The organism is Achromobacter insolitus, from assembly GCF_002209555.1.
Taxonomy (GTDB): domain Bacteria; phylum Pseudomonadota; class Gammaproteobacteria; order Burkholderiales; family Burkholderiaceae_B; genus Achromobacter; species Achromobacter insolitus.
Genome location: NZ_NJIF01000004.1, coordinates 462,135 through 477,269 on the forward strand (window position 1 = coordinate 462,135; position 15,135 = coordinate 477,269).

Genomic DNA, 15,135 nt, shown 5'->3' on the forward strand with positions numbered 1-15,135 from the left:
GAACGCCATGACCACTCCTTCGACCTCGGCTCCCGGCACCGACACTTTCGACCCCATTGAAATGGAGGTGTTCAGCAACCGCCTGCTGTCCATCACCGAGGAAATGGGCAACACGCTGATCCGCTCCTCGTTCTCGACCAACATCAAGGAACGCAAGGACTGCTCCGTGGCGCTGTTCGACGCCGCCGGCCGGCTGGTGGCGCAGGCCGCCCACGTACCCGTGCACCTGGGATCGCTGTCCGGCGGGATCGACGCCGTGCTGCGGCGCTACGGCGCGGCCGGCGTGCGCCCCGGCGACGCCTTCCTGTGCAACGACGCCTATCTGGCCGGCGGCACGCATGCGCCGGACATCACCGTCATCACGCCCATCTTCCACGAAGGCGTACTGCGCTTCTTCGCCGCCAACATCGGCCACCATACCGACGTGGGCGGCGCGGTCCCCGGCTCTACCTCGCACCATCTGAAGACGGTCTGGGAGGAAGGGATCCGGCTGCCGGCCATGCGCATCGTGCGCGAAGGCGAACTGGACATGGACCTGCTGGAAATGATTGCGCACAACACCCGCGAGCCGGACAACCGGATGCACGACATCCGCGCCCAGATCGCCACCAATGACAAGGGCGCCAAGCTGATGCTGGAACTGGTGCAACAGTCCGGCCTGCAGAGCGTGCTGTCCGCCATCGACAGCATCATGGTGTACACGGAACGGCGCCTGCGCAACCGCATCGCCCAGCTGCCCGCCGGCACCTACACCTTCACCGAGCGCATGGACGATGACGGCATGGGCGGCGATCCGGTCACCATCCAGGCCAACGTGCACGCGCGCGATGGCCAGCTTTACGTGGATTTCACGGGTACCGGCAAGCAGGCGCGCGGCGCCTTCAACCTGCCTGCCAGCGCCTTGAACGCCAGCGTGTATTTCGCGGTGAAAGCCATGCTCGACCCCGAGCTCATGCCCAACAACGGCTTGTTCCAGCCGATTACCATCACGGCTCCGGAAGGCACCATCACCAATCCGCGCTTTCCGGCGGCGGTGGGCGCGCGCGTCACCACCGCGCAACGCGTGGCGGGCACCGTAATTGGCGCGCTGGGCCAACTGCTTCCTCCCGACCGCGCCATGGCGTCGTGCAATGACGTCATGCCCTCCATGCTGTTCTCGGTGCCGATGCAGGACGGCAAAGGCACCTTCGTCTATCTGGAAACCCTGGGCGGCGGCGCGGGCGGCCGCGCGCAGGGCGACGGCATGGACGGCATCCAGGTGCACGTGACCAACACCTCGAACCTGCCCGCCGAAGCGCTGGAGATCGAGTACCCCTTGCTGGTCGAGGAATACGCGCTGGTCAACGACAGCGGCGGCGCCGGCCGCCACCGGGGCGGCATGGGCATCGCCCGCCAGATCCGGTCGCTGCACGACCAGTTGATCTGCACCATACGCTGCGATGCCGCGCTGTTCGGCGCCGCCGGCCTGAACGGCGGACTGGCCGGCGGCACCTCGCGCGTCGTGCAGAACCCGGGCCGACCGGATGAACAGCGCCTGGCCAACAAGATCGCCGGCCACCCCTTGGCCAACGGCCAATCAGTGCGGCTGGAGACACCCGGAGGCGGCGGCTACGGAATACCTGCCGAGCGCAGCGCCGCAGCCATCCGCAACGACGTGCTGGGCGGCAAGGTCAGCCGGGCCGCGGCCGAACGCGACTACGGCACCGAACGCGTGGCACTCGCGCTGCAAGGAGACGCGGCATGACTGGCCCCCTATCGGGCATGCGTAGTGGCGGCGAACTGCTGGTCGCGCAGTTGCAGGCGTTTGGCGTCGAGCGCGTGTTCATGGTGCCGGGCGAGAGCTTCCTGCCCTGCATCGACGCGCTCTACGCGCGGCGCGATGCGATTGAAGCCGTGGTCTGCCGCCAGGAGGGCGGCGCCGCCTACATGGCGGAGGCGCATGGCAAGCTGACCGGCCAGCCGGGCATCTGCTTTGTCTCTCGCGGACCTGGCGCCACCAACGCGGCGATCGGCGTGCACACCGCCAGGGAAGACTCCACGCCCATGATCCTGTTCATTGGCCAGGTCGGCAGCGACACCGTCGACCGCCAGTGCTTCCAGGAAGTGGACTACCGCGCCATGTACACGCCGCTGGCCAAATGGGTCGCGCAGATCGAACGGGCCGACCGTATCCCTGAATACCTGGCGCGCGCCTGGGCGATCGCCACGGGCGGGCGGCCCGGACCCGTGGTGCTTGCGCTGCCCGAGGACATGCTGTCCAGTCTCGCCGGCACCGCGCTGGCCGCGCCGCCCCCGACACCCTGCGCGCGTCCGGCCGACAACGACATGACGCGCCTGCGCACGTTGCTAGAAGCGGCCGACCGGCCACTGTTGCTGCTGGGAGGGTCGCGTTGGCCCGCCGCCGCGCGCCAGGCCGTGCGCGATTTCGCGCTGCGCTTCGACCTGCCGGTGGCGACCGCCTGGCGCCGCCTGGAACTCTTCGACAACGACCACCCGAACTTCGTAGGCCAGGTCAGCGCGAGCATGCCCGCCCACCAGAAGCGCGCCGTCATGGACAGTGATCTGGTCATCGCGCTTGGCACTCGCCTGTGCGAACCCACGACCATCAACTACGAATGGCTGGCTTCCCCCACCCCGCGCCAGACCCTGGTGCACATCCATCCCGACGCCAATGAGATCGGACGGCTGTGCACGCCGGCGCTGGGCATGGTGGCCAGCGTGGAAGGCTTTGCCCAGGCCGCGGCCGAACTGGCGCCGACACCCGGCTGGCATCCGCGCCGCCGCGGCGCAGACGCCGTGGCCACCGCAGCCCCGCTGCCCCCCACGCCCGGCCCGCTGGACCTGAACGCAGCAGCGCGCCATGTCGCTGCCACCCTGCCGCCACACTCGTGCGTCACCGTGGGCGCAGGCAACTATGCACTCTACGCGCACCGGCACATTGCCTTCAAAGGGCCCGGCAGCCAGTTGGCGCCCGCGGTCGGCGCCATGGGCTACGGCCTGCCCGCAGCCATCGCCGCCAAGCTGCGCGATCGGAACGCGACGGTGATCTGTTTTGCCGGGGATGGCTGTTTCCAGATGACCATGCAGGAACTGGCCACCGCGGCCCAGTACCGCCTGGGCATCGTCGTGCTGGTCTTCAACAATGGGCTTTTCGGCACCATCCGATTGCACCAGGAGCGCGCGTATCCCGGCCGCGCGCTGGCCACGGAACTGGTCAATCCGGATTTTGCGCTGCTGGCGCAAAGCTATGGCGGCTTCGGCGCGGCGGTCGAGCGCACGGAGGATTTCGCGCCTGCCTATGACGCCGCGCTGGCTTACGCGCAAGAACACCGTATGCCGGCCGTCGTGGAACTGCGCTACGACGCCGACATCATCCTGCCCGACCGCACACTGTCGCAACTGCGCGGGGTGGAGAACGCGGCATGACGCCGCTCCTGCGCCGCGTGTCGGCGCCCGTCTCGCCCGCGCTGCGGCTGACCTGGAATGGCCAACCGCTGCAGGCCCACGAAGGTGACACCGTACTGACGGCGCTGCTGCTGGCCGCGCAACACCTGCGCGTGACCTTGGGAGAAGGCGCGCCTCGCGCCGGCTTCTGCCTGATGGGAGCCTGCCAGGATTGCTGGGTGCAGACAGCGGACGGCAAGCGCCTGCGCGCCTGTTCCACTCAGGCGGAAGACGGCATGGATCTGGTCAGCGCCCAGCCCGGAGAACTTGCATGCAGATGAATCGGCCTGACGATCTGGGCGCGCCGCCCATGGTAGTGGTGGGAGCCGGCCCCGCAGGCGTGCGCGCAGCGCAAACGCTGCTGCGCCACGGGGTGCGTCCGGTGATCGTGGACGAAGCCGCCCTGCCCGGCGGCCAGATCTATCGCCAGGGCGCAGCCCCGCGCGGCAGTGCGCGCCAGCGCTACGGCTTCGAATGGAAGCGCGCGCAAGCCATCCACGCGGCGGGCGCGGACCTGGCAGCCCGGGCCGACTACCGCGCCGCAACCGCGGTGTGGAACGCCGCGCCAGGCAGCCTGGACCTGATCCGCGACGGCGAACTGGAAACGCTGCCTTACTCGCGCCTGCTGCTCGCTACTGGCGCCACCGACCGCGTGCTGCCCTTCCCGGGCTGGACACTGCCCGGCGTCTACTCGCTGGGCGGCGCGCAGATCGCGCTGAAAAGCCAGGGCTGCGTGTTCGGGCCGCGCATTGTGTTTGCCGGCACCGGACCTCTGTTGTATCTGGTTGCCTACCAGTATGCGCGCGCTGGTGCCCAGGTGCTGGCCGTGCTGGATCAAGCGTCCTTGGGTGCGCAGGTCCGCGCCACGCCCGCGCTGCTGAGCCAGCCCGGCATGCTGGCCAAGGGCCTGTACTACCTGGGGTGGTTGCGCGCGCACGGCGTATCCGTGCACCACAATGCGCAGCTGGACGCCGCGCAGGGCGATAGCCGGGTCGAGACCGTGCGGGCCACCATCGGAGGCCAGTCCTGCGCCTTCGCTTGCGACGCCCTGGCGATCGGCCACGGACTGCGCGCGGAAACCCAATTGGCCGACCTGCTGGATTGCGCTTTCGATTTCGACGCCCGCCAACGCGCCTGGCTTCCGCGCCGCGACCCCGACGGGCGCAGCTCGGCGGCCAGTGTCTACCTGGCCGGAGACGGCGCGGGCATAGGCGGCGCCGTCATGGCCGAACTCGCTGGTGAACGCGCGGCCCTGGCCATGCTGGCCGACAGCGGTATCGCCGTCAGCGTCGCCCGGGTCCGGGCGCTGGCCCGCCGGCAGGCAAGGTGGGCGCGGTTCCGGCGTGGCCTGGATCAGGCCTTTCCCCTGCCCGCCGCACGGTGCGACGACTCGGTCATGGTCTGCCGCTGCGAGGAGGTGCGCGCGGGCACGCTGCGCGCCGCGGCCGAACAATACGCCATCAATGACCTGAACCGGCTGAAAGCGCTGACGCGCATAGGCATGGGCCTGTGCCAGGGCCGCATGTGCCAGGCTGGCGCGGCCGAACTGCTGGCCGGCTGCCGCGGACTGGCGTTGGCGGACATCGGCCGCCTGCGCGGCCAGGCGCCGGTCAAACCCTTGAACCTGGCCATGCTCGGCGGGGTGGAACCATGAACCCGCTGAAAACCGAGGTCGCCATCATTGGCGCCGGTCTTGTAGGCGCCAGCGCCGCCCTGGCGCTACGCCGCATGGGCGTAGCCACGGCACTGATCGACAGCGGCGCGAGCGGCGCGCGCGCCAGCGGCGTCAACTTCGGCGGCGTGCGCCGGCAAGGACGCTCCATCGAACAGCTCTACCTGGCGCAACGCGCGCACGGCATCTGGTCGCGCCTGCCCGAACTCATCGGCACCGATGCGGAATACGTGCGCAGCGGGCACCTGAAATTGGCGCGCACGGAATCCGATCTGGACAAACTCCGCGCCTACCGCGACAAGGTAAGCGACTTCGACCTGGGCCTGGAAATCATCGACGCCGCCGAACTGCGCCGCCGCTTCCCGGCGCTGGGTCCCGGCTTGGCAGGCGGGTCGCTGTGCCCGCAGGACGGCCAAGCCAATCCGCGCCTGGTTGCGCCCGCCTTTGCGCATGCAGCCGCCCGGGCTGGCGCCCACCTGCTGGAACATTGCGCCATTACGCAGTCAGATACTCAGGGAGAAGATTTTCTGCTGACGGCGGCCGACGGACGCCGCATCCGCGCCGCCACGGTCATCAACGCGGCAGGCGCCTGGGGTGCGGCGGTCGCGCGCGGCTTCGGTGATGATCTGCCCTTGCAAGTGAAGTATCCGACCATGCTGGTCACCGAACCGCTTGCGCCGCAGATCGGCGTGTCGCTCGGCGTGGAAGGCGGCGGGTTCTATGCCCGCCAGGTGACGCGCGGCAACGTCGTCATGGGCGGCGGCTATGGCGTCGCCCTGCCCGGCGACCGCAGCCGCCCGGGCCGCGCCGCGTTGGCGGAACTTGGGCGGACAGCTCCGGCGATCCTGCCCGCCCTGGCCTGCGCCAGCGTCATCCGCTGCTGGTCGGGCATCGAAGGCTACTTCAGCGACAAGAACCCCGTCATCGGCTTCAGCCCCAGGGTGCCGCGCCTGCTGCATGCCTTCGGCTTTTCCGGCGGCGGCTTTCAGATTGCCCCGGCGGTGGGCGAGGTCATCGCCGAGATGGCGACCGGACGCGGCGGCTTGATGATGGCCGAGAAGTTCTCGGTCAGCCGCTGGGACGCGGCCGCCCAGGCAGCCTGATGCGGGCTGGCCGGCGCGCATCAATTGCGCTTGCTGATCGCTCTTGCCGCCCGGATCGCCAGCGGCCCCAGTTCCGCGCGCGCGCGCTCCAGCGACCAGCGCGGCTTGGGCACGGAGATGTTCAGCGCGCCTAGCGGATCGCCGTTGTCGCCATGGATGACGGCTGCCACGTTCAGGTCTCCGGCGTAGAACTCTTCGTCGGCATAGGCGTACTGGTCGCGCCTGGCTTCGTCGATCAGTGCGCGCAACGTGGCGAGGTCGGTGGTGGTGCGCGGCGTGTGCTTGACGCAGGTAATGCTGCGCAGCTTCAGATCGAGTTCATCGGGCGGCAACAGCGCCCATAACGCGCGCCCCGACGCGCTCGCAATGCATGGTATCTGCGTGCCCACGGGCATGTACTCGGGAATATGCCGGGCCGGCGCGACGCGCATCACGAACACCATATTGTCGCCCTCGGGCACCGCCAGGTTGACGATCTCTCCGCATTCCTGGTTGACCTGGTGCAGCACTGCGTGCGCGTGCTGGAACAAGGGCTGCCGGTACAGATAGCTGTAGCCCAGCCCGACGGCCTTGACCGTCATGCTGTAGCGCTTGCTGCGCGGATCCTTGGACAGATAGCCGGTTTTCTCCAAGGTGTATGCCACGCGCTGCGCCGAGCCGATGGTAATGCCGTTTTCGCGGGCCATCTCCTGCAAGCTCAAAGAGGCGTGGCCGCGGAAGGATTCCAGTACGGCCAGGCCTTTTTCCAGCGACTGGATCATCAAGGCGGAAGGTTCAGACATGCAGATTCCGTGTGTGTGGCAGGAGCGGATTTTGTCCGCAAAAAACCCGAAAGCGACAAGGGCCCAGGGAAACCCTACGTTGCCGCCCCGTCCCGCGAGCAGTATAAAAACCAAAACTTATCGATATACGTATATTGTTATCGAATAGCGATAATCCAACAAATTGGGCTGCCATGCAAGCGTCTTCCTCTCAAGATCCGGCATCCGCCACCGGTAATCCCGCAACGTCGGCCTCGAACCGGGTAGCGCTGCCGGCTGCCGTCGACGTCGCCATCGTCGGCGGCGGCATCATCGGCATCAGTACCGCCTACTCCCTTGCATGCGCCGGGCTTCGGGTCGCCGTGTTCGAAAAAGGCACGCTGGCCTGCGAGCAATCGTCGCGCAACTGGGGCTGGGTGCGCACCCTGGGGCGCGACCTGCCGGAAGTTCCCCTGGCGCAACGGGCGAACCAGCTCTGGGGCGAGATCCAGGACAAAATAGACGTCGGATTTCGCCGCAACGGCATGTTCTACCTTCAGGAAAACGACTCGGACGCGGCGGGCCATCAGGCCTGGATCGACGGCGCGCGCCAATATGGCGTGGACGCCCGCCTGCTGGATAACCGCAAGTTGCGAAAAATGCTGCCTGCGACCGGGCGCTCCTGGACCGGCGCCATGTACAGCCCCACGGACGGGGTGGCCGAACCGCAACTCGCGACGCGAGCCATCGCGACGCTGGCCCGCGCCGCGGGCGCGCAGGTTTTCGAAGGCTGCGCCGTGCGCGGCGTCGAACGCAGCGCGGGCCGCGTATCCGCCCTGCTGACCGAACACGGCCGCGTGGAAACCCAGGCCGTACTGGTCGCGGCGGGCGCCTGGTCGCGGCTTTTCTGCGGCAACCTGGGCGCGGATTTCCCGCAATTGAAGGTCCGCGGGTCGGTGCTGAGAACAACGCCTCTCGACACCGGACCGCTGGCCGCGATCAATGGCAAGAATTTCACCTGCCGCAAGCGGGCCGACGGCGGCTACTCGGTATCGCAGTTCGGCGCGTCGATGGCCGACGTGGTGCCCGACACCTTCCGGCTGATGCCTCATTTCTTCAGCACGTGGCGAGCCAACAGCGGTTTCGTGCGCTTGCGCTTTGGCAAACGCTTCTTCGAGGAGCTGAAGATCCCGCGCCGCTTTCCGGCCGACCGCGTGTCGCCTTTCGAGCGGCATCGCGTGCTGGATCCGCAGCCATCCCGGCGCGGTGTCGAGCAAGCCTGGCGCAGGCTGGTCCAGGCGTTTCCCGCGTTCCGCGAAGCGCGCATCGCGCAGTCCTGGGCGGGATACATCGACGTCACGCCGGACGCGATGCCCGTCATGGACGCGGTGCCCGGCCTGCCCGGCCTGTACCTGGCCTCCGGCTTTTCGGGCCACGGCTTCGGCATCGGCCCCGCGGCCGGCGAAGCCATGGCGCGATTGATCCAGGGCCAAACGCCGGCAGTCGATCTGCACCCATTCCGCTACGGCCGCTACGGCACATGACGGCCGCCGCCGTCCTGCCGTGCGCCAGCCTCCAACAACTCATCCAACCACAGGGGAATTCTTTCATGGACAGCCACAGCGCCGATCTGCATCGCCGCGCCACCGTCATCGACGGCCTGGTCTTCTTCAGCGACGGCAGCACCCGCGACATGCTGGCCGGCGGCGTCAGTGCAATCAACGTCACCGTCAGCGACATGGGCGCGGACTTCGAGCAAGCGCTTCGCGACTGCATGGCCTGGCGCCAGCGCTGCGCCGCGCCGGACTCTTCCTGGCTGCTCGTGGAAACGCCAGAGGATATCGTCCGCGCCAAGCAGACGGGCAAGCTCGGGGTCATCATGGGCTGGCAGAACGGCAAGCCGCTGGGCGACCAGATCGATCGCGTCGTCCTGTTTCATGAACTGGGCATGCGCGTCATCCAGCTGACCTACAACGAAGCCAATCTGCTGGGTGACGGTTGCCTGGAAAAGCGCAACGCCGGCTTGAGCGACCTCGGCCTGAAAATGGTCGAGGAAATGAACCGCGTCGGCATCGCCATCGACCTCAGCCACTGCGCGCCCCAAACCTGCCTGGACGCCGCCCATCACAGCAGTAAGCCGGTACTGCTGACCCATGCCAATGCCAACGCGGTGATCAAGCGGCCCCGCAACAAATCGGACGAGGTCATCAAGGCGGTCGCCGCGACCGGCGGGGTGGTGGGTTGCAGCATCCATGCATATCTGAGCTGGCGGGGCGACCCGCGCCAGCAACCCCTGCTGTCGGATTTCGTCGCCAACGTTAAGTACATCGGCGAACTGGTGGGCTATGAGCACGTGGGCATCGGCACGGACTTTCCGTCGGTGGACACCTACGAGGCGGTGCGCCACGTGATGGTGATGTCGCGGACCAAATACGCCAAATCGGGCGGCGACTTCTCCGACGCCTTTGGCGACGTGATGGAAGCGCGCTATCCCGTCGAAACCCCGACGCCGGCGCAATTCCCCGCCTTCACCCACGCGCTGCACGCGGCCGGACTGACGGACAGCCAGATCCTGGGTGTGCTGGGCGGGAACTTCCAGCGCGCGCTCGCGCAAGCCTGGGCCGCCGCCTGAATCCATAGGAAATCACCATGAACATGCGTATTCACGGCTACTTCACCGCCGCCCTCGCCCTTGCCGGCGCGGCCATCGCCGCGCCGATGTCCGCGGCTGCCGCCCCCGCCTATCCTGCCCATGCGGTCCACATCATCGTGCCTTACCAGGCAGGAGGGTCCACCGACATCGTGATCCGCAAATTCGCGGAGCTCGCCGCCCCCGAACTGGGCCAGCCCATTGTCATTGAAAACCGCGGCGGAGCTGGCGCAACCATGGGCGCGCGAGCGATCAAGACCGCGCGTCCCGACGGCTACACCCTGGCCGTGCTGCCCAGTCCGGTCTACCGGATGCCCCACATCCAGGACATGGGCTACGACCCGACGCGCGACTTCACCTACGTCATGATGCTCAGCGGCTATACGCTCGGCGTGGCTGTGCCTGCGAGCTCCCCGCACAAGACCTGGGCCGAGTTCATCGGCTATGCCAAGCAGCACCCCAATGAAGTGACCTACGGCACGGCCAGCGTCGGCAGCGCCTCCAACGTGATGATGGAAGAGATCGCCGGGCGCAACGGCGTAACGTGGCGCCATATCCCCTACAAGGGAGAATCCGAAGTGCTGACCGCGGTGATGGGAGGCCAGGTGACGGCGTATGCCGGATCGACCACCGTGCAGCCGCTGGTGCAGTCGGGCAAGATGCGGATGCTGGTGACCTGGGGCGAACAACGCAGCGCCCAATATCCCGACACGCCCACCTTGCACGAGCTTGACGGCACGCCGCCGGCCAACGCGCCTTTCGGGATCGCTGGTCCCCAAGGCATGCCGCCAGCCGTCGTCTCCAAGCTGCATGCCGTCTTCAAGCATGTGGCGGAATCGGACGCCTTCAAACAGATCCTGACTCAGTACGGGCAGGAACTGGTCTACATGGACGGCAAGGACTACGCGGCCTATGCCGCCCAGCAGTACGCATTGGAAGCGGAGATTGTCCGCAAACTGGGACTGGCCGCGAACAAATAGTCCGGCAGGGTCCGACGGCGCCGCCGCGGCCGGGACCACCCCGGCCTGCGGCCGCGCTGGAACCGACAACAGCCGACATCCGCCACGGTATCGGCCCGCAAGAAGAGTCCAGGAGATATCCATGATTATTCGCGCACCTGCCCTTTCTCGTTTACGCCGCCGCACGCTGCTTGCCCTGTGCGGCCTCGCTGGCGTGCTGGCCGCTACCCACCCTGCAGCGGCGCAGGCCGAGACCTGGCCTGCCAAGCCGATACGCCTGATAGTCGGATACCCGCCGGGCGGCGGCACGGATACCGTGGCGCGCATGGTCGCGCAACAACTGGGCCAGGAACTCAAGCAGCCGGTCGTCGTCGAGAATCGCGCGGGCGCAAGCGGCACCATAGCGACCCAGCAGGTGGTCCGCTCCGAACCCGATGGCTACACCGTGCTTTTCGCGACGGCCTCGCCACTGACTGGCGCGCCGCTCACGGTAAAGGATCTGCCCTACGATCCCATGAACGACCTGATCCCGGTCACCTTCATCGGCGGCGGCCCCTTCATCCTGGTCGCCAACCCGGCTTTCCCGCCCAACACGCTGCCCGAACTGGTGGCTTACGCCCGCAATCGCCCCGGCGAGGTCAACTACGCCTCACCGGGGATCATGACCGCCAATTTCTTCTTCTCCGAACAATTGAACATGGACGCGGGCATCAAGACCACGAACGTGCCCTACAGAGGCAGCGCGGCGCTGCTCAACGACGTCATGGCGGGTCAGGTCCAGTACACGCTCGATACGCCGGGCACCACGCTGCCCTTCATCCGGAATGGCAAGCTGAAGGCGCTGGCCGTCTTCAGCGAGAAACGCCTCGCCCGGGCCCCCGAGATCCCCACCGCCAAGGAAGGCGGTTATCCAAACCTGGTCGGCGGTTCCTGGTACGGCCTGCTGCTGCCCAAGGGTACGCCCCCGGAAATCGTGGACGCCCTGTACCGGTCCACGAAGTCGGCCTTGTCCAGCGCTGACGTGCGCAATGCCCTGGAAGCGCGGGACGTCATGGTGGAAGGCAGCTCCCCCGCTGAATTCAAGAGCTATCTGCAGGCCGAGTTCAAGCGCTGGCAGGATGTGACGCAGAAATTGGGCATCAAACCGCAGTGATTCTTTGAACCCGCACAGGCAAGCGGGAACCGCTTGCGACCGGAGATTTCGATGGCCAATTCCTCTTACGCCCCGGACCTGACCGCCGGCAGCGCGCCCACTTCGATGCGCCCCGCGCTCACCGGCCTGAACCACATGGTCTCGGCGGGCCATTACCTGGCCACGCAGGCCGGCATGGACGTCCTCCAGGCGGGCGGCAACGCTGTCGACGCAGGCGTTGCCGCGGGCATCGCGTTGGGCGTGGTGCAAAGCGACATCGTCAACTTCGGCGGCGTGGCGCCCATCCTGGTCTATCAGGCCCGGACCCGCCAGGTGTGGAGCATCTCCGGCCTGGGGTACTGGCCCGAAGCCGCGCGCCTGGAAACATTCCTGGGCAAGCACGCGGGCACGATTCCGGCCGGCGTGCTGCGCACCGTCATACCGGCCGCCCCCGACGCCTGGATCACCGCGCTGGAGCGCTTCGGCACCATGAGCTTTGGCGAGGTTGCAGCCAGCGCCATCCAGCTGGCGCGAGAAGGCTTCGTCATGTACCCGCTGATGGCGGAAGTGCTGGCCGAAAACGAGAAGAACTACGCCCGCTGGGCTTCCAGCGCCGCCATCTACCTGCCGGGCGGCAAGCCGCCCGCGGCGGGAGAGGTCTTCCGCCAGACGGATCTGGCGCGCAGCATCCAATACATGGCCGACGAAGAGCGCGCGCACCGGGATGCCGGCCGGCTGGCAGGCCTGGCGGCGGCTCGCCGCGCATTCTACGAAGGGGATATCGCCGCCGCGATCGTCAAGTATCACCGGGAAGAAGGCGGGCTGATCACCCACGAGGACCTGCGCGGCTTCTCCGTCGAGGTGGAACCGGCGCTATCCACCGAGTTTCACGGCACGCGCGTGCACAGTTGCGGCTTCTGGTGCCAGGGCCCCTCGCTGCTGCAGATGCTGAATATTCTCGAGCCGTGCGAACTGCGCGCCCTGGGCCATAACTCCGCCCCCTACGTGCATCTGCTGACCGAAGCCATCAAACTGGCATTCGCTGACCGCGAAGTCCATTACGCCGATCCTCGCCACGCCCGCGTGCCGCAAGCAGCCCTGCTGTCCAAGGAATATGCGCGTTCGCGCCTGGCCCTGATCAGGCCCGATCGCGCAGGGCCGGAGATGCCGCCAGCGGGTCGCCTCCCCTTGGCGCGCGATATCGACCTGCGCGCGGCGGGTCCCGACGATATGGCGCGCACGGATCCGCGCCTGGACACCTCCTACGTCGCGGTCGTAGACAAGGAGGGCAACGCCTTTTCCGCCACGCCCAGCGACGGCTCCTACAACGTTCCCGTCATTCCCGGCACCGGCATCTGCGCTTCCGGGCGAGGCAGTCAATCCTGGGCGGAAGCCGGACATCCCTGCGCCATCGGGCCAGGCCGCCGTCCGCGGCTGACGCCAAATCCGTCGCTGGCGATCAAGCCGGGGACGTACGTCATGCCATTCGGCACGCCGGGCGGCGACGTGCAATGCCAGGCCATGCTGCAGACCTTCCTGAACATGGAAGTATTCGGCATGGATGTGCAGCAAGCGGTCGAAGCGCCGCGCTTCGCGACCTTCAGCTTTCCGTCGTCGTTCGAACCGCACAACGCCATGCCTGGACGGTTGATGATCGAGGACCTGATCGCGCGCGACGCCGGCGACCAGCTGGCCGCGCTGGGGCACACGGTCAAATGGTGGCCTGGGCACAGCTGGCGCGCCGGAGCAGTGTGCATGGTCAGGCACGACCTGGACACTGGCGTCCGCTGGGGCGGCGCGGACCCGCGCCGGCCGGCCTACGCGGCGGGCTGGTAGGGAGCCGCGGCGTCAGGCATGCCGCTTGCTGCGCAAACCGGCAAAGGGCTCCTATGGCGCCCACCGGAGAACCATCATGCCAAACATGCCCATAACTTCCTTTCCCGACCCGGGAACCGGCGACTCTCCCCGGCCGGACGTCGGCCCCAGCGATTCGTCCGACTCCGCCAGCGACTTGCCGCGGGATCTGGTCCATACCGACAGCGACGCCCAGGGGACGGGCGACCGGGAAAGTGCCAATCCGCGAGACCGCGACCATGAGGGAGCCGACATCGGCGCGGACCACGTGACCGACGCGCGACATGCCGGCGTATCGCGCAAGCCCCCCGACCCAGTGCGCAACGGAGGCTGAGCCCGGACGCAGAGCCCATTGCACACTGATACAGGGAGCCCGCAGCCCCCATGGACGCCATCGAACGGATTGCCGGCTACATGCATGAACACGCGTTGACATTGGTCACGGCGGAATCCTGCACGGCCGGCCTGATTGCCGCGACGCTGGCGGATGTGCCGGGCGCCGGTTCATTGCTGGACTGCGCCTTCGTGGTCTATTCCCCGGAGGCAAAAATGCGCTGCCTCGGAGTCTCGTCCGCCACGCTGGCGCGGCACAACCTGACAAGCGAACCGGTGGCCAGGGAAATGGCGCTGGGCGCTTCGCGGAAAAGCCCCGCGCTCATCGCCATATCGAACACGGGAGTCACCGACGACATCGACGACGACATTCCCGCGGGCACGCAATGCTTCGCCTGGGTCTTCAAGACAGGCCATGCCGATGCCGCGCCGGCGGTCTATTCCGAAACCCGGCGTTTCTCGGGCAGTCGGAACGCCATGCGGCTGGCCAGCGCCCGGTACGCCCTGCAGCGCCTGGCCGACTACCACGCCGAGCTCTGGTGCAACCCCAAGCCGCGCTAAGACGCGGCAGGCCCGCAGGAACAGCGATTGCTGGCAAAGGGGGAACAGCCCGATATCAACGGCGCCACGCGCCCTATTCTGGAGGTTTCCATGAAAACCCGTTACCTGACCGCCACCCTCCTCGCCACGATGACGCTGGCTGCCGCCCCGGCGGTCCAGGCGCAGACGCAGACGGCGCCTGCCACGCCACCGGCCGCAGCGGAATCGAAACTGGACAGCGCCGACCGCGACTTCCTCGAAAACGCCGCGCAAGCCGGCAATCTGGAGGTCGCCGGCAGCAAGCTCGCCCTGGAAAAAGCCCGTGACGCCGACGTGAAGGCCTTTGCCCAGAAGATGATCGATGACCATGGCAAGGCCGGGCAGAAGCTGGCCTCGCTGGCGCAAAGCAAGGGTTATCAGGCGCCGACCGAGCCTTCACTGGTCCAGCAGGCCAAGCTCAAGGCGCTGGGCTTGCGCGACGACAGTTTCGACAAGGCGTATGTCGACGAGATTGGCGTATCCGCGCACCAGGATGCGGTGAAGCTCTTTGAGAGAGCTTCGAACGACGTCAAGGACCCGGACGTCAAACAGTTCGCCATCGAAACCCTGCCGGTACTTCAACAGCACCTGGAAATGGCGACTGCAATGCAACAGCGCATCGATGCGGCCAAGAAGTAGCACGCAGGCCGTCCCGGAGGGCTCGCCCTC

At 67.4% G+C, this 15,135-nt stretch carries 14 protein-coding genes; 13 read left to right on the top strand and 1 reads right to left on the bottom strand.

Features of this window, described 5'->3' with window-relative positions:
• The first annotated feature begins 7 nt into the window (after positions 1-7).
• The 5 genes from CEY08_RS17240 to CEY08_RS17260 are packed head-to-tail and all read left to right on the top strand — an operon-like array spanning position 8 to position 6,219.
• On the top strand, positions 8-1,744 hold the full coding sequence (locus tag CEY08_RS17240) for a hydantoinase B/oxoprolinase family protein (protein WP_063960724.1): 1,737 nt from the start codon (positions 8-10) through the stop codon (positions 1,742-1,744).
• Complete coding sequence (locus tag CEY08_RS17245; RefSeq protein ID WP_076814845.1) at positions 1,741-3,426, top strand: thiamine pyrophosphate-dependent enzyme; 1,686 nt, start codon at positions 1,741-1,743, stop codon at positions 3,424-3,426. The genes CEY08_RS17240 and CEY08_RS17245 overlap by 4 nt, the downstream gene beginning before the upstream one ends.
• Positions 3,423-3,725 carry a (2Fe-2S)-binding protein gene (locus tag CEY08_RS17250; protein WP_063960726.1) on the top strand — a complete coding sequence of 101 codons (303 nt, stop codon included), beginning with the start codon at positions 3,423-3,425 and terminating at the stop codon, positions 3,723-3,725. Before CEY08_RS17245 ends, CEY08_RS17250 begins: the two co-directional genes overlap by 4 nt.
• Positions 3,716-5,098, top strand: a complete 1,383-nt coding sequence (locus tag CEY08_RS17255; protein WP_084738583.1) for an FAD/NAD(P)-dependent oxidoreductase — start codon at positions 3,716-3,718, stop codon at positions 5,096-5,098. Before CEY08_RS17250 ends, CEY08_RS17255 begins: the two co-directional genes overlap by 10 nt.
• Complete coding sequence (locus CEY08_RS17260; RefSeq protein ID WP_076814847.1) at positions 5,095-6,219, top strand: NAD(P)/FAD-dependent oxidoreductase; 1,125 nt, start codon at positions 5,095-5,097, stop codon at positions 6,217-6,219. Before CEY08_RS17255 ends, CEY08_RS17260 begins: the two co-directional genes overlap by 4 nt.
• A 20-nt stretch (positions 6,220-6,239) precedes the next feature.
• Here the strand turns inward: CEY08_RS17260 and CEY08_RS17265 are convergent, their stop codons facing one another.
• Entirely contained in the window at positions 6,240-7,001 is a 762-nt protein-coding gene (locus tag CEY08_RS17265) for an IclR family transcriptional regulator (RefSeq protein WP_076814848.1), read from the bottom strand.
• Between the two features lie 173 nt (positions 7,002-7,174).
• Between CEY08_RS17265 and CEY08_RS17270 the strand changes: the two genes are divergently transcribed.
• From CEY08_RS17270 to CEY08_RS17305, 8 genes are all read left to right on the top strand, one after another.
• Positions 7,175-8,503 carry an NAD(P)/FAD-dependent oxidoreductase gene (locus CEY08_RS17270; protein ID WP_063641025.1) on the top strand — a complete coding sequence of 443 codons (1,329 nt, stop codon included), beginning with the start codon at positions 7,175-7,177 and terminating at the stop codon, positions 8,501-8,503.
• Positions 8,504-8,568: 65 nt separating this feature from the next.
• Positions 8,569-9,591 carry a dipeptidase gene (locus tag CEY08_RS17275; protein WP_076814850.1) on the top strand — a complete coding sequence of 341 codons (1,023 nt, stop codon included), beginning with the start codon at positions 8,569-8,571 and terminating at the stop codon, positions 9,589-9,591.
• Positions 9,592-9,608: 17 nt separating this feature from the next.
• Complete coding sequence (locus tag CEY08_RS17280) at positions 9,609-10,589, top strand: tripartite tricarboxylate transporter substrate binding protein (protein WP_223306519.1); 981 nt, start codon at positions 9,609-9,611, stop codon at positions 10,587-10,589.
• 121 nt (positions 10,590-10,710) lie between these two features.
• Complete coding sequence (locus CEY08_RS17285; protein WP_076814852.1) at positions 10,711-11,721, top strand: Bug family tripartite tricarboxylate transporter substrate binding protein; 1,011 nt, start codon at positions 10,711-10,713, stop codon at positions 11,719-11,721.
• 51 nt (positions 11,722-11,772) lie between these two features.
• The gene (locus CEY08_RS17290) at positions 11,773-13,536 is read left to right on the top strand and encodes a gamma-glutamyltransferase family protein (RefSeq protein WP_076814853.1); all 1,764 of its coding nucleotides are present in this window, start codon (positions 11,773-11,775) and stop codon (positions 13,534-13,536) included.
• Positions 13,537-13,612: 76 nt separating this feature from the next.
• Positions 13,613-13,888 carry a hypothetical protein gene (locus CEY08_RS17295; RefSeq protein ID WP_088607737.1) on the top strand — a complete coding sequence of 92 codons (276 nt, stop codon included), beginning with the start codon at positions 13,613-13,615 and terminating at the stop codon, positions 13,886-13,888.
• A 50-nt stretch (positions 13,889-13,938) separates the two neighbouring features.
• Positions 13,939-14,448: a CinA family protein gene (locus CEY08_RS17300; RefSeq protein ID WP_076814855.1), complete on the top strand. Its 510-nt coding sequence runs from the start codon at positions 13,939-13,941 to the stop codon at positions 14,446-14,448.
• Between the two features lie 90 nt (positions 14,449-14,538).
• Entirely contained in the window at positions 14,539-15,105 is a 567-nt protein-coding gene (locus CEY08_RS17305) for a DUF4142 domain-containing protein (protein ID WP_076817833.1), read from the top strand.
• Positions 15,106-15,135: the final 30 nt, after the last annotated feature.

Excerpts from the sequence above, each read along its gene's own strand:
- CEY08_RS17240 (WP_063960724.1), top strand. The coding sequence starts at position 8 with ATGACCACTCCTTCGACCTCGGCTCCCGGCACCGACACTTTCGACCCC.
- CEY08_RS17245 (WP_076814845.1), top strand. The coding sequence starts at position 1,741 with ATGACTGGCCCCCTATCGGGCATGCGTAGTGGCGGCGAACTGCTGGTC.
- CEY08_RS17250 (WP_063960726.1), top strand. The coding sequence starts at position 3,423 with ATGACGCCGCTCCTGCGCCGCGTGTCGGCGCCCGTCTCGCCCGCGCTG.
- CEY08_RS17255 (WP_084738583.1), top strand. The coding sequence starts at position 3,716 with ATGCAGATGAATCGGCCTGACGATCTGGGCGCGCCGCCCATGGTAGTG.
- CEY08_RS17260 (WP_076814847.1), top strand. The coding sequence starts at position 5,095 with ATGAACCCGCTGAAAACCGAGGTCGCCATCATTGGCGCCGGTCTTGTA.
- CEY08_RS17265 (WP_076814848.1), bottom strand. The coding sequence starts at position 7,001 with ATGTCTGAACCTTCCGCCTTGATGATCCAGTCGCTGGAAAAAGGCCTG.
- CEY08_RS17270 (WP_063641025.1), top strand. The coding sequence starts at position 7,175 with ATGCAAGCGTCTTCCTCTCAAGATCCGGCATCCGCCACCGGTAATCCC.
- CEY08_RS17275 (WP_076814850.1), top strand. The coding sequence starts at position 8,569 with ATGGACAGCCACAGCGCCGATCTGCATCGCCGCGCCACCGTCATCGAC.
- CEY08_RS17280 (WP_223306519.1), top strand. The coding sequence starts at position 9,609 with ATGAACATGCGTATTCACGGCTACTTCACCGCCGCCCTCGCCCTTGCC.
- CEY08_RS17285 (WP_076814852.1), top strand. The coding sequence starts at position 10,711 with ATGATTATTCGCGCACCTGCCCTTTCTCGTTTACGCCGCCGCACGCTG.
- CEY08_RS17290 (WP_076814853.1), top strand. The coding sequence starts at position 11,773 with ATGGCCAATTCCTCTTACGCCCCGGACCTGACCGCCGGCAGCGCGCCC.
- CEY08_RS17295 (WP_088607737.1), top strand. The coding sequence starts at position 13,613 with ATGCCAAACATGCCCATAACTTCCTTTCCCGACCCGGGAACCGGCGAC.
- CEY08_RS17300 (WP_076814855.1), top strand. The coding sequence starts at position 13,939 with ATGGACGCCATCGAACGGATTGCCGGCTACATGCATGAACACGCGTTG.
- CEY08_RS17305 (WP_076817833.1), top strand. The coding sequence starts at position 14,539 with ATGAAAACCCGTTACCTGACCGCCACCCTCCTCGCCACGATGACGCTG.